The sequence below is a fragment of the Chryseobacterium phosphatilyticum genome, assembly GCF_002899825.2.
GTDB lineage: Bacteria > Bacteroidota > Bacteroidia > Flavobacteriales > Weeksellaceae > Chryseobacterium > Chryseobacterium phosphatilyticum.
The window spans coordinates 1,305,051-1,325,633 of record NZ_PPED02000001.1 but is presented as its reverse complement, the minus strand read 5'-3'; the positions used below and the strand labels follow the sequence as shown (position 1 = coordinate 1,325,633).

At 36.7% G+C, this 20,583-nt stretch carries 18 protein-coding genes; 6 read left to right on the top strand and 12 right to left on the bottom strand.

Annotation, left to right across the window (positions count from 1 at the left end):
* Window positions 1-2: 2 nt before the first annotated feature.
* Window positions 3-638 (top strand): hypothetical protein, encoded by a 636-nt coding sequence (locus C1631_RS06160; RefSeq protein WP_103250185.1) that lies wholly within the window; start codon window positions 3-5, stop codon window positions 636-638.
* On the opposite strand, the gene C1631_RS06155 is transcribed toward C1631_RS06160, so the two are convergent.
* Window positions 635-1,123, bottom strand: a complete 489-nt coding sequence (locus C1631_RS06155) for a GNAT family N-acetyltransferase (RefSeq protein ID WP_109711114.1) — start codon at window positions 1,121-1,123, stop codon at window positions 635-637. The two genes, C1631_RS06160 and C1631_RS06155, sit on opposite strands and share 4 nt — an antisense overlap.
* Before the next feature lie 212 nt (window positions 1,124-1,335).
* On the opposite strand from C1631_RS06155, the gene C1631_RS06150 reads away from it, so the two are divergent.
* Window positions 1,336-2,580 (top strand): hypothetical protein, encoded by a 1,245-nt coding sequence (locus C1631_RS06150; RefSeq protein WP_123966605.1) that lies wholly within the window; start codon window positions 1,336-1,338, stop codon window positions 2,578-2,580.
* 106 nt (window positions 2,581-2,686) lie between these two features.
* On the opposite strand, the gene C1631_RS06145 is transcribed toward C1631_RS06150, so the two are convergent.
* Entirely contained in the window at window positions 2,687-3,151 is a 465-nt protein-coding gene (locus C1631_RS06145; protein WP_109711110.1) for a hypothetical protein, read from the bottom strand.
* 438 nt (window positions 3,152-3,589) lie between these two features.
* On the opposite strand from C1631_RS06145, the gene C1631_RS23845 reads away from it, so the two are divergent.
* A complete protein-coding gene (locus C1631_RS23845; protein WP_123966604.1) occupies window positions 3,590-3,790 on the top strand; it encodes a hypothetical protein in 201 nt (66 codons plus the stop codon).
* Window positions 3,791-4,032: 242 nt separating this feature from the next.
* Window positions 4,033-4,866, top strand: a complete 834-nt coding sequence (locus C1631_RS06135; RefSeq protein WP_103249839.1) for a GLPGLI family protein — start codon at window positions 4,033-4,035, stop codon at window positions 4,864-4,866.
* Between the two features lie 281 nt (window positions 4,867-5,147).
* Here C1631_RS06135 and C1631_RS06130 read toward each other — a convergent pair whose 3' ends face one another.
* From C1631_RS06130 to C1631_RS06090, 10 genes are all read right to left on the bottom strand, one after another.
* Window positions 5,148-6,131 carry a hypothetical protein gene (locus C1631_RS06130; RefSeq protein WP_109711108.1) on the bottom strand — a complete coding sequence of 328 codons (984 nt, stop codon included), beginning with the start codon at window positions 6,129-6,131 and terminating at the stop codon, window positions 5,148-5,150.
* On the bottom strand, window positions 6,124-7,713 hold the full coding sequence (locus tag C1631_RS06125; protein ID WP_103248709.1) for a hypothetical protein: 1,590 nt from the start codon (window positions 7,711-7,713) through the stop codon (window positions 6,124-6,126). Before C1631_RS06125 ends, C1631_RS06130 begins: the two co-directional genes overlap by 8 nt.
* Before the next feature lie 18 nt (window positions 7,714-7,731).
* Window positions 7,732-7,893, bottom strand: a complete 162-nt coding sequence (locus tag C1631_RS23960) for a hypothetical protein (RefSeq protein WP_165828240.1) — start codon at window positions 7,891-7,893, stop codon at window positions 7,732-7,734.
* Window positions 7,880-8,746: a hypothetical protein gene (locus C1631_RS06120; protein ID WP_103248708.1), complete on the bottom strand. Its 867-nt coding sequence runs from the start codon at window positions 8,744-8,746 to the stop codon at window positions 7,880-7,882. Before C1631_RS06120 ends, C1631_RS23960 begins: the two co-directional genes overlap by 14 nt.
* A 24-nt stretch (window positions 8,747-8,770) precedes the next feature.
* Window positions 8,771-9,382 carry a hypothetical protein gene (locus tag C1631_RS06115; protein WP_103248707.1) on the bottom strand — a complete coding sequence of 204 codons (612 nt, stop codon included), beginning with the start codon at window positions 9,380-9,382 and terminating at the stop codon, window positions 8,771-8,773.
* Window positions 9,367-10,869, bottom strand: coding sequence for a hypothetical protein (locus C1631_RS06110; RefSeq protein ID WP_103248706.1), 1,503 nt, complete (start codon window positions 10,867-10,869; stop codon window positions 9,367-9,369). The genes C1631_RS06115 and C1631_RS06110 overlap by 16 nt, the downstream gene beginning before the upstream one ends.
* Window positions 10,870-10,889: 20 nt before the next feature.
* Window positions 10,890-11,465 carry a hypothetical protein gene (locus C1631_RS06105; RefSeq protein ID WP_109711106.1) on the bottom strand — a complete coding sequence of 192 codons (576 nt, stop codon included), beginning with the start codon at window positions 11,463-11,465 and terminating at the stop codon, window positions 10,890-10,892.
* Window positions 11,446-13,125: a PAAR-like protein gene (locus C1631_RS06100; RefSeq protein WP_109711104.1), complete on the bottom strand. Its 1,680-nt coding sequence runs from the start codon at window positions 13,123-13,125 to the stop codon at window positions 11,446-11,448. Before C1631_RS06100 ends, C1631_RS06105 begins: the two co-directional genes overlap by 20 nt.
* A gap of 90 nt (window positions 13,126-13,215) precedes the next feature.
* The gene (locus C1631_RS06095) at window positions 13,216-15,099 is read right to left on the bottom strand and encodes a type VI secretion system Vgr family protein (RefSeq protein ID WP_109711102.1); all 1,884 of its coding nucleotides are present in this window, start codon (window positions 15,097-15,099) and stop codon (window positions 13,216-13,218) included.
* Window positions 15,100-15,638: 539 nt separating this feature from the next.
* Window positions 15,639-18,029: a TonB-dependent receptor plug domain-containing protein gene (locus C1631_RS06090; RefSeq protein WP_109711100.1), complete on the bottom strand. Its 2,391-nt coding sequence runs from the start codon at window positions 18,027-18,029 to the stop codon at window positions 15,639-15,641.
* A gap of 363 nt (window positions 18,030-18,392) precedes the next feature.
* On the opposite strand from C1631_RS06090, the gene egtD reads away from it, so the two are divergent.
* Together egtD and egtB are read left to right on the top strand one after the other, a co-directional pair.
* Window positions 18,393-19,373 (top strand): L-histidine N(alpha)-methyltransferase, encoded by a 981-nt coding sequence (egtD, locus tag C1631_RS06085; RefSeq protein ID WP_109711098.1) that lies wholly within the window; start codon window positions 18,393-18,395, stop codon window positions 19,371-19,373.
* A 17-nt stretch (window positions 19,374-19,390) separates the two neighbouring features.
* Entirely contained in the window at window positions 19,391-20,581 is a 1,191-nt protein-coding gene (gene egtB, locus C1631_RS06080) for an ergothioneine biosynthesis protein EgtB (protein WP_109711096.1), read from the top strand.
* The last annotated feature ends 2 nt before the right edge of the window (window positions 20,582-20,583 follow it).

Genomic DNA, 20,583 nt, shown 5'->3' with positions numbered 1-20,583 from the left:
AGATGAATAATGAGCTCTATGAACTTCTTTATTACTATAATGAAGAAGGACAAGAAGGATATGATTTGAACGAAGTACAGCTGCTTGAAGAAATAAATATTGAAAGAGTAGAAAAATTAAAACGACTGCTTCATCATCAGGATCAACATATTGCTTATCAGGCAATGCTTATCTTATTGGCATGGTCAATAAAAGAAGGGTTTGAGTTGCTTGATCGCTTTATTATTGAAAAGTGGCACGAGAAAGAAGATTTTGAACCCCATAGACTCTATCATGAAGATAATGTTTATGATGTAATTTCCCGTGCGTTGTATATTTCGACCTTTAATGGGAAAAATGAACACGACCTATATCCTTACATTAAACATTTTCTACATTTATACGATAAGATGTTTTTTGAATCTGACCTAAAGATTTTCCTGTTGAAGAAAAGTTGCAAACCACTTTTAAAAGAAATAGAAAGGGCAATGCACAAAGCATTAGAAAATAAAAGGTATTACCAGGGCAGCCAGTTATTTCCTGTACTTGTTCATTACGATAAAAACATCTTTAGTAAATACATCAATATTTTTGTTCGTTTAATAAATCAGGATCATAGGATTGCCTATAATATTGAAGAGGCAGAGAAGCAACTCTAAGAATCAAGTCTGTAAATAAATTCCTCGATTTCCGTTTGTCTCGCTCGGGCAAAACCTTTGTCAGTACCAATTTTTGTAAATCCACACTTTTCAAGAACTTTCTGGGAACCGGTATTGTCAAAGGCAACGCGTCCAAAAATAGGTCTTGTCGTTTCAATGGTAAGAAGATTTTTTAATGCTATTGTGGCGATCCCTTGTCCCCAGAAAGCTTTATCGATCCAGTAAGTGATTTCTGTATCGCCCTCCATCACAAACTTGGCAATACTTCCTGCGATGGTACCATCAACCACGATGGTCTGGTTGTTAACAGTCGGATCATTCAGCAATTTGGTGTATTTGGCGAGATAAGCTTCTTTATTGAAGGAATCTTTTGAAGTAAATGCTGCCAGATGATTCGCTTCAGGATCAAGTTGAAATTGAAAAAGAATGTCTAAATCAGCAACTGTTGTGGGTCTGAGTTGTATTTCAGGGTTACTATTTTTCATTTTTTAGTGATTGGCTGGTTGATTTTCAAATATAATTAAATATTATGATCAGAAAGCAAATACAACGTGTCGTGTTTACCAGAAAAATAAAATAGTGCACATCATAAAATGTAATACACATTTAATGCTGAGGTAATTCCAATAACAATGGAATCCGGTAGCTTCGTGGACAATTGAAATTATTACATTCACGCTTTATTACTTATCTGATTATGATTCAAAAACAACTCTTTGGATGGATGCTAATGCTTGCACTGACAGGCACAGGATGCCAGAATAATCAATTAACTTCACCCTCGATGGAGGATGAGCTTCCTTTAAAAAATGCTGCAAAAGCGGCTACAGATGTAAGTGTGAATCCTTTTGTAGACACCAGTGCTTATATCAATTCAGGGTTTAATTTTTTGAATCCTGCTCAGGTCAATAAAAACCGTCAGGCTATTGGTGGAAATGCATACACAGAAGTGTACGGATTTAACATTCCGGAAGAGAACAGAGTGAGAGGAATCCGTTGGAATACTGATGATGAAACGACCTCTATCTGGCGGCCACAGGGAATTGCCGGATTTACTAAAGATGGCATTCGTTATCTCCTGGTAAGCTGGTATGCAAAAGATGATGCCGAATATAAAGGCTCCCGTATTACCCTGATCGACATCAGCCCAGGTTCAGGCAACTATCTCACTTATCGGCATATCCTGCTGGTGCAGCCTGATATACCTGCTAATGTCAGCACCTACACTCAATATGGTTCTTATGCTCCCTTGAAGGTGCATGCCGGTGGAATTGCCTATTTTAAAGGGAAAATATATCTTAGCAGTACCAATCTTGGCGTTCGGATATTTGATCTGAATAAATTGATTGAGGTAAGCACAGGGGATACAACCAATGATAAATGCGGTAAAGATGCCAATGGTAATTTATACGCTTTCAATTATCGGTATATATTGCCTCAGACCGGATATCAGAAGATCAACAATGCCAGTCCTTTCTCCACCATACAGGTGAATGATGAAGGAACGCAGCTTTGGACAGGCCAGTATTATGCAGGCAGTGCTGACGCATCGATTATTCCTAAAGTCTTTGGCTTTTCTGTTGATCCCGGTGGAATGCTTCAAAACTCAGGAATTGTAAGTGTAACTCCAAAGAACAGTCTTTTTGCTGATAACCATGCCCATGGTATTCAAGGGGTATTCCGGAAAGGAAATAGAACATGGCTTTCCTGTACCGGATCTCCCAGCAATTCTTATGGCTCCAATGCCAGGTTGGCGCGGTACACTGATGGAGCCGATGACACGGTACGTTACCGATGGCCGTATGGAGCTGAATCCCTCTATCTCGAATCCCAATATAATTATTTATGGAGCCTTACAGAATATGAACCCAATGCCGGAGCTCAGAATGGCAGCCAGGTCAATAGATGTATTTTTGCAGTGGATTTTTCGAAGTATGAGTAGGTGAGAATCTATGGATTTAATATAAAAGCATCATAGTTCTAATGATGCTTTTGTTTTTTTTGAATATGTTGATTGAAACATTTGTTGACGAGGTGGTTGTAAAAAATTAGCGCAGAAGATACCATATTCCGGCTCCTATTGCAGCATAAGCTGTAACTGTAATAATATCAGCGATAGGTTGTGAAAAACGTTTTTCTGCTATTTTTTCGCTATTGATCTGATTCTTATGGAATTTCAGAATTTTTTTAGGATTATGAACCGGGTGAGCAACCAGACTGTCACTTTCCCATCTGTCAACTATTATTTTGTAGCTCCTGCCTTCAACATCAATTTTAACATTTTTGCCAGCAGCAAGTTTGTCCTGAACATTCACCGGAACAGGCGCTTGTTGAGTGTTGGGGTTTTGCGACTCAGCTACTCCATTTTTCATAAGCGTAGAGTTCGCAAGGGCTGTATTTTTTTTAGATTCTTGCTTATTGCCGTTCGTAGTATCCACTTGTTTTTTTACCTGATAGGTATAGCAACTGGTAAGGGAGAATGATACAATGATGAGATAAAGATTCTTTCGCATTAGCCAAATTTAATAATTAAACGGAATATTTAGTGTTTTCTTTTGAAAGATTCTGTTAAAAAAAGACTTTTGTTTACAATGTAATTATTTTACTACAACTACACAAAAGGATTCTTCCGGTAATGGAGACCTTGAAGGGCAGAATCAAACTTTGAATCGGGTACTTTTTCGGATTTTATATTGATTTTTTTCATAAGTTTTTTACCATAGTTGCCAGAGAATATCAATAATAGATTGAATTTCATAATATAAGAAATGAGGATGAAAGTGGCACTCATGTTATGTAGGGCTGATTTTGTATTCAAATTGTTAATGAATTAGATTATTTCAAATATATTTTACATTGTATTGGTATAATTATTATTTTAGCGAAAAATAAAGCGGTATCCGAAAAGCTTAACAAAGAGTAGGAAAAACAACAAAAACTAATAATTTAAAATGTCAAAATTAAGAAAATTAACTAGAGAAGATTTGAAAACACTTAACGGAGGTAAATTATTACCAAGTGATGGCTATAATTGCGGTTCAGGAACTTGTAGTGGTGATTCACAGTGTGCTCCTTATGGACTTTCTTGTGGTATTCATATAGCTTATAATACCAGTGGAGAAGTGAGTAGCATTTGCCAACAGTGTGTCTAATTAAATCACAAGAAATAAATATTTAATATTTATAGTTAAAATATCCATTGTGTATTTTAATAATTTCAGTTTGAAATAGTCATTTAGTGTTATTTTAATCATAATTATTCTTCATAACATAGGTTTTGATTATGATCAGACCATAAAGGTTTTGTAACAAACTGCACAACGGATACTACAATATAATGTTCAATTATTAGTTAATTTATATTTATCATTAACTCGTAATTGAACATTTTTATATGAGAAAAGCACAAACTATTGATTTTTTAATTATGGTCAGGTTATTATTTTTATTTTTTCCTTGTCTTTTCTTCTCTCAAAACATCACCGTAGTCTACTCCTTAAAATATAAACCCAATTCATTAGCAAAAAACATTGTCACAGAAACGTATTTTCTGGATATTATGGGTAAAGAATCTCTTTTTCGTTCAGAAAATGAGAAGAAGATAGATTCTTTGGTCCAGAAAACAGGTTTTGGGACGAGTTCTCAACCAACTTTTGCTCATCAGTTATACATTCAAAAAGATTTAGCAAAATCAGAAATTTTAAAACATATTACAGCCCCTATGTTGAAAGATAAATACTTTATTAGAATTGATGAGCTGCAAAAATGGGTTATTTTAAAAAATAAAATGAGGATAGGCGACTTAGATTGCCAGCAAGCAGAATTGAATTATGGAGGAAGACATTGGACAGCGTGGTTTGCGCCCTCAGTCAATGTATTGGAAGGCCCCTATGTATTTAATGGTTTACCAGGATTAATTGTTAAAATATCAGACGACACAAATAGTTTTGATTTTGATCTGACTGCAATCAAAATGATGAAAAATAATGAGAGATTGGGTTTCCGGAAAGGGAAGGAAATTGATTGGTTGACTTTTCAAAAATTACAACAAAACTATTATGATGATCCTTTTGCAGAAATTAAAGCAAAGAATATTAAATATACCATTGGTGACAATAATAATAACCCCATAAATCCTGGTCTAAGGGAAATTACAAACAGTTTGCAAAAAAATATTCGCTTGAAAAATAACCCTATTGAGCTTAATCATAAAATTGATTACAAGTAAATATGCAGGTCTGTTTGTAGTGTTATAAATCGATTTAAAATTCCTGTTTTTGAATGGGCAGATTTCAATAGTATACTGCAATTACCCTATTTTAAGGAAATAAGGGTGAGGTCAACTTTATTGATTCTTTCTAAACGGATGCGTATCCGCATAGTTATATTATTAATAAATTGAATTTTTCTTCACGTTGAAAAAACTTCAGAATATACATGAAATTTAAAGAGATTGGAAGTCTTTCAATTTTTATGTAAACAAAAAAGAGGAGAACTACCCCAATTATTCTAACGAAATTCTCTCTTTTCCAATATCCCGTCTTTATACATTTCAGTATAAATTAATTGTCCTTTTTTTCGTGTATTGACTATGGGTTCTCCCGTTTCCTCATTATATTTTTGCAATAATTTATAAAATTTCCATGTTCCGGAAGGGAGCCCATTTTTGTATTCTGCTTCCAGATAAGTATAAGGATCAGTAAATTCCGGGTATTGTTGTAGGTTAATGGAGCCATTTGATTTGGTTTCTATCCATTTTCCTTCTTTCCTGTGATTTTTCACCACACCTTGTTCTTCACTATTTTTATATAACCCGTCTTTATCAAAATATCGGGAAAATTTTCCGGAAGGAAGGATCTGGTATTGCTGTAAGGGGTTTACTTGAAAAGGACTCTCGCTAAATTCATAATCCCTTAGAGAGATAATATTATTTTTGTCTATGTTGAACAAGGTATAGTTGGCAAATCCCATTTCTCCTTCATGATGAAGATAGATTCTCTTCATATCGATCGGCTTGTTATTCTTTGTTGAAACTAAGTATATTCTTTCGATAAATGGATCAGCATAACGAACCGTATTATAGACCGCCATAAAGTACAATGAATAATCTCCATAACACAGATAATCAGAAGCAATAGCAATGCGGTCTTTTTCATTGATATTTTTATTGAAAGGTAGAGAAACGTCATATTCTTCAGGAAGTAATACAAAATCTTTTTTGATTCCCTTTTCAAATTGTAGTGCATGGATTTCCTTTAATTTATTCTTATCCTGTATCGCAGCCAGAGCAGAGTCAACCGTTATCCGTTTTGAAAGATCTGAATATCCAAATGGCAGATTGATACAATCCTTTGTATTGGTGTTAAAGAAAACAGATGTTGTATCTGCTGGGCGGGATTCTGTACTTATTGCTTTATTTTCAGTTTGAGCCTTACTATAGCAGGAAAAAAGGAAAAATAAAACAGTTAAAAAAGCAATATTAATGTTACGCATAGATATCTGATATTGGGGTGAAACCATGGACATGCAAGTGATTATTATGTCTTGGAGTGGCAGTATGGGTGGTATGAGGCAATCGTGTGCTGGCATCGTCTGCCGTACTGGCATTTGAGGTGTTGGAAAAATTCTCTGACCGACCCGATCCGAATCCGTAATCAAAAAGGATATTCCGAAGAATAACCTGATTATCATAATCAAAATTTGCTGCCGTAAGGATGGTGTTTACTCCATCCTGCTGAGCCGTTAATAAATTCAGATCTCCTGCTTCTCCATTCACGTGTTCTGCACTGGGATAGCATGATGCATCAGCATAAGAAAAGCCTTGAGATACAATGTAATGGGTGTGTCCTTCCTGTCTGAATTGTGCCAATGAACCTAAGAAACCCGCAAACAAATCCGGCTGAATGCTTCGTCTTCTTGTATGCTGAAATCCATATCGGATAATGACGCCATCCCGATTATAATTGAAAGCCTCAAAAATCTGTGGCCCTACGCCTGCGTTTGCTAAAATATCCATATCCACCAAATCTACATTTCCCTGTTGATTGGCATACCACTTGTCGGTAGCACCATCACCAAGAGTTCCGTTGGAATACACCAATAACTGATGCGCATCTATATTTTCTCCTGCAGCTCTGTTGGCGGTGTAATCTATCGTTTGCAACAAAGTTCCTCTCTGAGCTACAGGAGGAATTGTATTAACTCTTCTTTTTCGGGTCAGACTTTCTTTTATTCTGGAACAAATCCTGTGTTCATTATCATGTTGGTCGTAATAAAAATAAATAACCTCCGTAGAATGATTATTTACTACCTTCTGAATCCTTCTCCTTCTTTCAGGATCTGGATTAATTACTGTTAAAGTATTGTATGTATTGCTACCATGGTGAATGGTATATATATTTTTATTGACCACTCTGAATCTTCCTGTATCATCATTCAGGAAAATACCTGCTCCGTTGACTTCTTCCGACCCATCTTTGTAGGCACAGGGATTATTGTCTGTTCTCTCTACTGCTACTTCCAGATTGATGATACCCTCGGCCAGCCTTTCGGTCCATTCATCAAAAATTGCCCTTCCGTCAGGTCTCAGTTGCAGCTTAATAATGGCTTTATTGCTATGGTCATTTAAATTACTGTAATGAGCATGGCTGCCCTGGTTGTTATTAAGCGCATCAAGATTTCCGACTTGTACTGTAAATAACCTCTGTGCTTCATATCGGTCAGGAGATACAAAACGCATGAGTTGTAATGTATCTGTATTTTGGGTCATGGCATCAGTGGAAGGTCTTATCACCACATCTATACTCAGGTCTGTCATATTGCTGGTCTCTATGACCAGATATACTGTTTTTCCCAATACGGAATCATATGGAATCGCCTGATTGTTATGATCCTGCTGCACATGAGCAGAGTCAATTTTTGTGAAACTGACCCTGGTTCCATTGTTTGTAGTCACTTTTTTGGCAAAATACACATCAGAGATCCGTTGTAACGAATCATCTGGGGTATCCGGAGCTACCGGGCCATTTAAAACCTGAATTTGTCCCGAATCTGTTATTGTAATACGTGTCGCCATTGTAAGATTTTTCTTTTTTTAATACAGAGTTTTTGATAGTTCCTGACGGGGATTGTCCTCCGTTTTATTTTCCTTCAATGAGGCAAGGTTCAGCCATTCGGATAATAACCCTTTGTGGAATTTTTCATCTGGCAGGGGGCAAATTTCTTCCATCCACCTTGTTTTTTTATAATTCTTCATGGCTTATTTCTTTTATATGATAAATGATCTTCTTTTGATAGTTGTTTCCCAGGGAAAACTCTATCGTAAGTTTATGCTCCAGAACTTCCTTGGTAGCGGTATCTAATAACATTTGCCCTTTATACTTGTCCAGTTTGGGAAAATCTGTTTCACTGTAAGCTATTTCTTTTCTTTTCATTTCTCCAAAGAACATTTCCCAGTTTTTATCTGAAGGGATATTGCCGGTGTACTGTAGCAGCAATAATTCATCATCATAACGGATGGCTTCTATTTGTAGACTCTCATCTATATCTATGATGGTATTGTCCATCAGATTGTTGTAGCGTACACTATGCTTTACCCGATTCTCCTTATCATACCTTCCGTACAATTTATGCAGGATCATTCCGAAATGAATATTCTTTAAAAAGTCTTTACTCACCAGCATTTCATCCTGGTAAAATGTTTTTAAAAACTGATAAAAATCGTCAGCCTGCCTGCCAACATAGGATCTGGAAAGCTTTTCTACTATTTTTTCCATTTTATCCTGAAGAATCTTCAGGCCCTGTACGTTTTTTAACCTGCCGTATTCGTCTGTTATGAGTACTACATCATTATTGATCTCTGCAATTCTGTCCAAAAAATCCTTTTCCGATAATGAAAGTTCCTTATCCCGGTGAACTCTGTCGAAAATTTCAATATGATATTCAAATCTTTCTGCTTCTAAACGCTTTATTGTGACATGGAAAACTTTATTGAGCTCCTTTCTGTGAGTTTCTCCGTAGGTGGTGGTATATTCATTATAGGAAAAGCGGTAAAATTTTTTTCCTTCGGCAAGATTTAATTTAACATGTATAGGAAATACTACCTCCATAATCTTTCACTCCTTGTATGACTGCTACTGCCAGTTAAATTTGGCATTCGTTTTTTTCTTTTCCAAACATTCCTCTACACTGTATTTTGAGGGACACATAAAACAATTCTTATCCCCACTGATAAAATATTGATTCAAATTAATCTCCTGATTATCAGGTAATATATAATTGACCTCTTTTTCACATATTGAAGTGGCTGGGTAATCGGCATAGTCATCTTTGGCAATTTTATGATGATAAACTGTTGAACTCACTTTGCTTACCTTAGTGAGCACCATATTATTTTTAATTTTTTTAATCTTAAAAATATAGGAATCAGAAGTCGTAAGACTGTTGTATCTGACCGACAATCCGTTGGCAGACTGTTCAGGTAAAAGCTCATAATCCTCCTGGAAAATGTTCTTGTTATTAATATTATTTAAAGAAACAGGTACTTTAAAGGTAAGATCCTTGCCGTTTGCTTTTACCATTCTTAAAGCATAACAGCTTTCACATTTTACATCAGCTGCCTGATTGATGAATCCTACTTTTTTATTATTCTGTACCACCGGAATATCACTACTCACTGAAAGACTCTGACAGCTTTGCAGGGAATAGAAAAGGAGGAAAAACAGGTATATTATTTGTTTACGCATTCTGTATCATATTTAAAAAATTCTTTGGTCCACTTGGTGTAATTTTTTCTTTCCGCTATATTGGTCTGTCCTCCGTTAATAGCCTGTGTTACCTTCTCAACATCAGAGTCCGCCAATCCATTATCCATCGCAGCAATAGTATCGGTTTTATGAATGGTAGAAAACCAGCCGGCAGAATTGAAAGCATGGAATAAGTTTTCAGAAATGTTCTTGGCATAGGTCTTTAATTCTTCATAAAAAGTTGCATTGAGACCTTTTTCCTGAGCTTTTGGTCTGCTTGCTACGCATTCGCCAACGCTTTCATAGCCTGATCTGAACTTGATATAAGTGTCATAATGGGTCGTTTTATTAACGTAGTCATAATAGGCCAGATAATTATAATCATGGGTGATCTGTTTCATTCCTCTTCCCTGGAAAGGGACGCCGCCTTTATAATTTGCAGGGACAGTATCTCTGCTTTCATAGGTATAGGTGAAACTGATGGTTTCCAGATACATCTGCCCCAGGAAATGAATTTTTCTTCTGCATGTTTTAATGCTGAATTTCTTAAACATCGCATTCATTTCATCCGTAAATAGCTTGATCTTATCTCTGTTTTCAGAGATCTTTCCGCTTGTAATACCAATAGCGGCAATTTTTTCTTTGCCCTCATTAAAAAATGAATCTCTCTTCGATTTGTAATTCTGCTTGTCTCTTAAATGATAAATCAAATCGATCATCTCATCCACTGTGATATCTCTGTTGCAGTAGCAAGGAGTTCCTGAAATTTCAAACCTTTCACCGTCTTTATTTAAAAACTCATGGGTGTCATCCGGAAATATCGCCTTATCCTGGGTATCTTTTACCTCAGCTTTAAAATACAAAAAAGCATTTACATCTTCTCTTTTTACAAACTTATCTACCAGTTTCTTTACATCCTGATCGCTTTTGGGACGCATTGTGATTTCTTTAGCATACACCAGAGTTCCGTTGATAGGAAATTCAAGTGCAGTCTTTTCTGTATCGCCCTCTAAAAACTTTACAGGATTATCATATACATTTTCCGGATTTTTTAATTTATTTTCATGGATCTCAACAGAAAGTTTTCCACTGAATCCCTGGCATTCTGCTACTACCCATACTTTCTTTTTGATGACTGTTTTATCAATTTTTTCATAATTAAAAACGGGCTTACCATCCTTCACCTCCTGTACTTCTTCATCCCAGGTAATTTTTACCGATTCTTTTGCCTTTAACCTTACAGAGTCTTCTTTATCGGCCCGGATGTTCTTTCTTCCTTCTTTCTCATATAATTTTTTGACATCAGATACCAGCCCGCCGCTTTTTACAGGATATGTTTCTTCTTTAGGTACCAAATTCATTTTAGGAACCTGTTTTGCAAAATATATTCTCACCACATTCACTTCATGATCTTTCTGCTCTTGCTGATCATAAGATTTTTGAACGGGATTAGCCGTATAGCTATCTTTTTCTTGTTCGTCACTCATACCATTTTATTTTGAGCTGATTAGTAAAAGTCATTTGATTTCTTAAATTTTGTTTCCAAGTCTTTGATCACTTTTAATTTCAATTTTGAAGGCAGGTCTTTTAATTTAGTGTTCAGATGATCATTGATCTTACATTTGCCATCTTCACCACAATAGTATTTGATATGATACAGATACTTTTTACGGTTATACAATACGATGTATGAAACTTTTGTATCATTGTCCCAATTCCCGCAATACGTGAAAGGGATCGTGATTGCCTGATGTTTATCTACCCTATAAGCGGAGATATTACCGGCTTTTACATTGATCAGACCAGATTGTGCATCCGGGTAATTATAGACGATACTATTGCTGTAATTTTTATTTTTAACCGTTGCATTGATGATGGTTACCGCTCCGTCAAATCTGGTTTTTTCAGCGTTACAAGGATTAGTTACTTTTACTGTAAGCTTATTGGATACGGCTCCATCCTTAAAATCTTTACTGATAATCAATGAATCCTGATAATATACCTTCAAACTATCATGCACGGGCTTTTGCCCGCACACAGGAATAAAGAAAAATAAGATAAGACTAGTAACTAAGCTTTTCATTGGTTGTATAATAAATTGGTAATTCATCATCTTCAGTCTTTTTAGTATATTCTATGGGATACAGGGAAGAGGTTCTTTGCCCGAAAGTTCCTACACAGACTTTATTTCCTTGATTTCCACCCAGATAATATATGGTTTTGCCATCATTACTCTTTCCAACCGCCATACTTACGTGGTGTCTATTTAACAAAACACATATTGAACCTAGCAAAGGCTGGTTACCGGCTATAAGTTTCCCCCATACCGGGTCACCAAATTCTTCTTTTTCCAGTCCTTTCTTATCGGTTGGATTTTTCTTAAATCCTGCTCTGTATCTGGTTTTTTCTTCTCCGTATGAATAGGCACCGGGATCTAATTGGGCCGAATATCCACTCTTATTCAAACACCAGCCTACAAATGATGCACACCATGAGCTATTACTGGTATTAGCACATTCTTTTGGTTTATTCTGCCGGTTGATGGCGTGATATTCATCTACGATCTTTGAACAATGGGTGGCTTCTGAAATGCCGAGCTCTTGTTCTTCACGGGCCTTCACAATCCATGGTTGTTCAAAGTATTTTATTTTAAAATATTGACCGCCTTCATTTAAAAAGGTATTCTTTAAGCTGCCACTTCCTTGTTTACCCAGATATTCAACTTTGGGTTCATCGGAAGTCACTTCAATATATACCGATGCTTCTTTTTCAGGGCTTGCGGCTATAAGTTTTGCTAAATTGAATGATAAGTCATCAGCACGCTGATTGAGCATCAGCTTGAGTACTGCCTTATTTTTGAATTGACTCGCATTTTCTATTTTGGAGTCATTGGCCAGATTATCAACTTCTACTTCAAATTCACTTTTTGCTTTTATACCTGCATATTTTGAAGCTTCTGTAACCTTTTCTACATCTTTTAAATCAATGAAACTTACCTCGGTATTGACATCTGACAAGACTTTATTTTTACCACTTTTAATTTTGACTTTTATTTTTTTTCCTGTGAGGCCTTCTGTCTCAACAATTAAAGCAACCTGGTAGCTCAATCCTCTTTCTGATATTTTTTCCGGAGATATTTTCGTGGTCTCTACTTTCTTTTTAACTGTAACTTTCTTGCCGAGTTTTTTGTTGAAGACCTCTTCTTCCTTTTCAACGGGAGTTCCTTTTTCGGAAACCCATTTTACGAAATAAGCATCGAGGATTTTAGGAACATCATTGTTTTGAATTTCACTTTTTATACTTTCAGCCTTCGGAATCGGTGAAGCCGTTGCAGAATTAAATTCAGGATCACAATTGATATAAGATTCTTTTACCAAAACGGTTTGCTCCTGTATTTGAGTGGTTCCCGGGTTTTGCCATGGCGTTAATTTTATAACGCTCATACAGGGTGGGGGAGACATGTTTCTTGCCGGCCATTTGGGATGTCCGCACGTTCCTTTAAACTGAAGGTTGACCATGTTATTTCCATCGCCAATTGTAGCAAATGGCTGATCCTGAAGTTGTATTTCGTTGGAGGTCACTTTCAGTTCTCCCGGCCCCTGGGCATAGGGACACTTCAGCGTAGCTCCATGCATTACCATTTCTCTTTTTTCTATGGGAGAATCTTCGCTGGATTTTTTCTGTTGTTCTGCTCTTTTTTCAGAAAGCTTTTGATCGTGCGCTGAAGTTTTTTGATCTTCCATGCGTTACTATTTTGGATTGGATTCAATGGTTAAGGTTATCATCATATTCAAGGGCTGCAATGAAAATTGATTTTCATCTCTCGTATAGATTTAACCTTTACTTACTTTAACATCTTTTCCGCCCTGGAATACGGCCAATGAGGTTCCTCTCAGTTTTAAATCGCCTTTAGAGGTCTGTATATCGGCTTCTCCGGAAATACTTTTAAATTTGCTGCCTGTACTTTCTGTCTGATCCTGCTTTACGGTAACAATTTTATTCTCAGAGGTCTGAGTATATCTTTTTGTAATCGATTCGGTATGATCATTTCCAATATGAAGGGTGTTGTCCTGTCCAATTTTGGTAGTCATATTCCTTCCTACTGAGATATGCATATCTTCTCCTGCTGTGAAAGTCATGTTCTTTGGTGCCGTTACATTGATATTGCCCTGTCCATCCATAAAATAGGTATTTCCACTTGGGTCTTTAATAGTGACACTTCTGTCCGCATCATTCATTAAAACCTTAATACCGCTTCTCGTCTGTATCGACTTCAGGTGATTGTCCACACCTCCGCCCAGGCCCACCTGTCCATGGAACATGCCTCCCATTGCAAAGGGAAAATCGGGATTATGGTATTCAAATCCTACCATGACCTGATCTCCAATTTCGGGAACGGCTACAAAACCTCTGTTTTGTGATACGGCATCTGTTCCTCCTGCATCAGGACTCATCATTCTGATAAAATGGGTGGTATCGTTCAATTGCCAGTCAAACCGTACCTGTATTCTGCCCTGATTCAATGGATCTACATTGGAGATCACAGTCGCTACCTGCGGCTCTGCTTTAGGCATTTCGAAATCAGGTTTTGGCATAAAACCGGTACCTTCAGCGATGGCTTCAAAGCTTCCGGAATAATATCCTCTTGCATTCACTTCGTGGGTGACTTCTGTGATCATCAGCGTTGTAAAATGGGAGGTCTCATTACTATCGGTCTTTCTCATGGCCAAATCTGCTACACAACCGATATATAGGAACGGAACTGTTGTCTGTCCAGAAACGGTAAAAACCTCTACGGCTTTACTTCCCCTTGCACTCTTTTGGGAATCATCAACATCAAGGAATACATTGGGATTAATAGGAGTCGGAGTCAATGACCGTGTCGTGAAAATACTATCATTCAGTTCATAGGCTTTGGATGATAATTCTCCCGGATGGTTGATACGATCGTCAGTACCCACCATTTTCGTATGTCTGCTGCTGTTATAGCCAAAATATTCCGGTTTGGTATGAACGGCTTTCAGCTCCACATTCACATCAATGACATTGCTGCCATATACCAATTGGATAGGTTTTTCAGAAGAGGGAAGCTTTCCGAAATGAAGGATTTCACCGTCATAATAAAACTGTTCTCCGTAAGCTTCTGCAATCCTTGTCAGGTAATTGTAATGGGTTTCGTTGTATTGGGCACTGTAGCTGATATAACTTTTGTTCTGAGCATCTACCCTGAAATCAAATTTACTGGTTCCAAGAGTTTCCCTGATAATCTGGTTGGCAATAATATTGGTATTCACTGTCTGGCTTCCTCCGAAACTTTGGGTATGCGGAGCTGCATCCATCAGAATCGTGGGACTCATCCCTTTTAAAATAATATTTCCGAGACTCATTTTTTCCTGACTGAAGGCTACTTTGGTAATGATCCCTACAAATGTTCTTTCCGGGCTTTCATTTTCGTAATCTTTATATCTGAAAATAACGGTGATTCTTTTCCCTAAAAATTTTTGGGCCTGCTCAAGGTTGTGGTTTTGTACTTCCCCTAATGAGTCATGAGCCAATACCAGTTCAAAGTCATGGTGCTTTCTTGCACTCTGTTGCAAACGAAAGTGTTTGAAGTGATTGATAGACTTGCCCTCAACCACAATTTCCAGTTTGACCACCCGGTTGATCCCCGAAACGTGGTTTTCTGAAACTTTCTCAGAATTTGAGGCATTTTTCATAGTATGATGTGCGTTTTTTGGTATTATCTCACCGAATTTAGATAAAAAATAGATTACAAAATGTAAAATAATATTAAATCTGAAAAATTGTAGTAGAACTACGATTGTTTATTTAAGTGGCTTTAAATTAGAAGTTTGAAGAATGTGTTGGGGATTGAAGCCAGATGATTGGTATCTACATTAAAATCCTGTAAAAACAGGTTGGTTTTTTGTACTGAAGATTATGGATACAGCAGCGCAATAGATTATTCTAAAGAAAAGGGCTTTTAGATCATTTGTTGTTTTTGAAAGATTTGATTTTAATACTAAAACCATATGAAAGGATTCGTACCGTAGCGGGGGTAGTGAGGAGCTAAGGAAAATGGCTGGGAGTTGGGCGAAGAAGGCTGGAAGTTACTTTTAATTATCAGTACTTATCGTCTTTGTAATATTACATTACCTTAAGAAAGACGAAAAGTTATTCTTTAACTTTTGAATTCCTTCTTCGCGCTTCCGGCTTATCACCAAAAAAAGCCTTTCAGGATTGAAAGGCTTTTTGACTATTTAAAGATTTGCTGATCATAAAGAAGATGGTCGTCTTCATCAAAACTGATCATCAATACTTTGTACTGTTTAGCACTGTCGTTATTGAAAAATTTAATTCTTGGAGGAACATAATCACTGTCAAATAAATTAGGATTCCAGTAAAGGGTTTCACGGGTGTCATTGTCAATTTTTGCATCCTCGTCTATGGCTCCAATAAGGAATTCTGAAGGTTTATCATAGCCTTTTATGATCGCTGAGTTGTTCTTTTGTATTTCCTTTTCCTTGCTTTTGGATTTCATATTGCCTTTCATGGTATAGACCGCTACGGCATTCCCTGCCAGGCCTGCTCCTTTAAGAACTTTTACCATAGCGATATTGCTTACAGGAACGTTGGCAATCATATCTACATCAGTGGGCATTTCATCCAGATAGAGCTTGGCCTGTTGCCCTCGAATGGAGGGTACGTTTACCCCTGAGCTATTTCTTTGAAAGGTCAAACCCGCAGCTCTTCCCTGAAGCCAGTCTAATATATTAATGGATCCTGAAGTATGTTGATCTTCATTCACGAAATCAAAAACGGTAGAATTGCCGGAGGTAAACATTCCTGTAGAGAGCTGCTTATCTAGCTCTTCTGTGGGATCTTTCTTTTTTCCTACTAATTTTACCTGTTCAATTTGAATCTCAGCATTTTCTATTTTTTTAGTATTTTTTTGGGTGTTGATGGCTTTCGAAATAGCTGGAGGAAGGACTTTATTTTTATCGGCTTTTACTAATTTATATTTTGTACCCGGGAAGTTGCCTTTAAATGGGGTAGGATTCACCAGAGGTTCCGCTGTAACAAACAGATCATCATTATTGGAGTCTTTATTTCCTGAATTTACAAATAATGAAACATTCAAAGGTTCGTCATTGTTGAGATTATTCAAATAGACATACCCATTCTGATCTGTTATAAACTGGCTAATGGCAGGCTCCTCTTTACCCATTTTTACCATTAAATTTACATTGGCGTTAATGATCAGTGCATTATTTTTGATTGGCTTTATCTTATAAGAAAGAAATTGTTGAGAGCGGGTGGTGATCGCTGGAAAAGATCCGTTAAGTACGGTATTCCAGTCAAATCTTTTCCAGTTTTCAGAAATAAGCAGCGCATCCAAAGCTTCAGTATTAGCATTGGCAGAGAAATATTGTGCCGGGCTGTCTATTTTGCTGGTAAAATCTCCCGTTAACCAAAGTGCGCTCAGAATATTTTCTTCGTCAGGCTTATTGCTGCCGTCATCCTCACTGACCAAAACCGTGTAATTTTTAAAATAGGACTCCGGAGAAAGGTCAATATTATTAAAAGATCTTGGTGCCTGTTTGATATTTCGCTCTATAATTTCTGCTTTTTCGATCTTTAAATTATTAGGTTTTATAAAACAAAGTCTCTGAGCCACCAGATTATCTTGTTCGTCAAAAATGGCTAACTGGAGAATCCCATTAGAACCATTGCTTATTTTGGTAGGAATAAGACTGGACGCTTCATTGATCAGCTGCTTGATATGAGCCTTATAAGCCAGGTGGTTGCTAATAGTTCCGATAATTTTATAATTCTGAAGTTGTTGTTTTAGATTAACCCCTTTTAAGCTGTATTTAATCCCTTCATTGGAACTGCTGACCTGTAAATGAAGGCCACTGTCTGCAACTTGTGGTAAATCCGTTGTTTTATTTTTTCCGGCATTATCCTGAACAATCACCTGATATTTTTTTCCTGAAGCAGGAGTGATGGTAAAGGATGCCACATTTTTATCAAAAGATTTAAATGTTGTTATAGCGATATTGGGTTTTTCAGTATCAACGACCTTTCCGGTCCAGTTTTCCGGTAAAGAAGAATCGCCTGATAATCTGACGGCAAATTTTGTTGGTGTTCCACTAATGAAAGTTCCTCCTTCCGGAAAGGCTTTTACAGACCAATCAGAATTTTTGGAAATCACTAAAGATTCAGCAGAATCAGGATTGTAGACCGGAATACTTTTCACAATCTGGAAATCTTCACTAAAATTAGTCATATAAGGTGTGTAGGCCCTTATGAAATACACCTGTTCAGGAAGATCTTCTTTTAGCAGAAAATCACCACTACCTTCACCATTGGTGAGAAGTGTCGTTTTCCAGTCTATTAATTTTTTATCAGAATTGTACAGCTCAACAAACAGAGTCGTCGATATTGTAGAACGGTTGTACCCATCAAAGACAAAGCTTTTGAACCAGATTTTGTCTCCGGCTGCATATTGGGTTTTGTCGGTCAGTAAGTATACCTTTTCCTGTTCATAATTTTTTTCAAGATTGGTAATTGCTTTTTCTAATTTAGTTTGTGCCAGTACAGGTTGTACTATTGAAAAAAGCAATACACAGAATATATTTCTCATAGAAATCTTAACGAGTTTTAGTCCAATGCTAAATTACTCATTTAAAGACTTCGGAAAGATACTTGTTTCTTATTTTAGAAAAATAATCTTTGTCCTATCTCAAGAGTATTTATTTCACGATTTGATCAGTGTTTTTTTAATTGTTTTTTACTAAAGAAAATAGCTCATGAAATGGTTTGATAAAGGTGGACGACTCAGAATTGTTCCTTTTTTTATCAATAAAATGAAATGTGGTAGGATGAAAACCGTAAAAAACCTTATCTTTAAATAGATGAAATTGTAGAAGCTCATAGGTTGATGGAAGCTTATCCGATAGCGGCAAGATAGTTGTAGCTAGTTAATATCCAAAACAAAATAAGAACTATGAATATGCAGTTAAAACAAGATTGTTATCTTAAAAATGACCGTGCCAATACTTTTTATTCAGATGTTTTAAAAGGCCTGGCCGCTTATCCTAAAAAACTATCTTCAAAATACTTTTACGACAAAACAGGTGATCAACTGTTTCAGCAGATAATGGCGATGCCGGAATATTACCTTACCAATTGTGAACTGGACATATTTCAAAATAAGACGGAAGAACTCACAAAAGCGATTTCCAATATCAATGAATCTTTTGATCTGATTGAGTTGGGAGCAGGTGATGCCATGAAATCATCATACCTCCTTAAAAAATTAGTGGATAAAGGAACAGATTTTACCTATATGCCTATAGATATCTCAGGAAATATTCTTTCGGTTTTGCAGGAAAATCTGAATAAAAAATTGCCCGAACTCAAGATTTTACCTTTGCAAGGTGAGTATTTTGATATGCTCGATAAAGCAACAGCTATTTCGAAAAGAAAAAAAGTGGTTCTCTTTTTAGGTGGGAATATCGGAAATATGGAAATAGAGGAAGCGGTCCACTTCTGTAGTGAAGTGAAAAGAAAACTGAATTCCGGCGATTTATTTCTGGTAGGTTTTGATCTCAAGAAAAATCCGAATACTATTCTTGCTGCATACAATGATCCGGCAGGAATTACCGCTTCATTCAATCTTAATCTTCTTACAAGAATCAACCGGGAGCTTAATGCTGACTTCGATGAGAAACAGTTTCAGCATTATCAGACGTATGATCCGGTTTCAGGAGCCTGCAGAAGTTTCCTGGTAAGCCTTTGTGATCAGGAGGTTCGTGTTGATAATCATTTGTTTCATTTCAAAGAAAATGAACTGATTGATATGGAGGTTTCTCAGAAATTTTCCGAGCAGGATATCAAAAAACTGGCAGGAGATTCGGGGTTTCATATCCTTACTGAAATTAAAGATGCTAAAAACTGGTTTGTAGATTCTATCTGGATGGTATAACTTAAAATGATTTTTTTATGAAAAAAAATGCCTTGCTTGCAACAACAAGTCCTCATAAAAACCTGGTGAGTAAATTTTCGGAAATCCGGAATCATTCCGTTGAAATCTGCCGCCCTTTAGAAATAGAAGATTATGTGGTTCAACCAATCGTTGATGTCAGTCCGCCGAAATGGCATTTGGGTCACACGACCTGGTTTTTTGAAACATTTATTTTGCAACCTGATTTTCCGGGTTATAAAGTTTTTGATCCTCAGTACAATTTTGTATTCAACAGTTATTACGAAACCATCGGAGCCCGTGTGATTCGTACAGACAGAGGGAACCTGAGCCGTCCTTCTGTTTCCGAGGTTTTTAAATATCGTGAATATGTAGATCGAAAGATGGAAGAATTCTTTCAGAGCGGATATTTTACAGAATCGCTGGAATCTTTGTTGGAACTGGGTTTAAACCACGAACAGCAGCATCAGGAATTATTATTAACAGACATTAAATACATTTTAGGCCATAATCCATTATTTCCTGCTTACAAAAGGGAAAGTATTTCGCAAAATAGAAACGATGAAGATGCAGAAATGCTGTGTTTTTCAGAAGGTATTTATGAAATTGGTTTTAAGGGTGAAGGTTTTTGTTTTGATAATGAACTGGGAAGACATAAAGTATATCTGAATGATTTTAAAATCTGTAATCATTTGGTGACCAATAAAGAATATTTAGAATTTATAGAAGCCGGAGGTTATGATGATTTCAGACACTGGCACGCTGAAGGCTGGGATTGGGTAAAGCAAAATAAGGCGAAATCTCCTTTATATTGGCATTATATTGATGGAAAATGGATGAATTATACTTTAAATGGCTTACAGGAAGTTGATTTAAACGAAGCTGTTTGTCATATCAGTTTTTTCGAGGCTTCAGCTTTTGCTTCGTGGAAAGGAAAACGCCTGCCCACCGAAGCAGAATGGGAAGTGGCATCGCAACATCTTGATTGGGGAAAACGTTGGGAGTGGACGAATTCCGCTTATCTTCCTTATCCCGGGTATAAAAAAGAGGCAGGAGCTGTCGGAGAATACAACGGGAAATTTATGGTCAACCAAATGGTGCTGCGTGGAGCTTCTGTAGCTACTCCTCCGGGGCATAGCAGAAATACCTACCGGAATTTCTTCCAGACCCATTTACAGTGGCAGTTTACCGGAATCAGACTTGCTGAATAAAT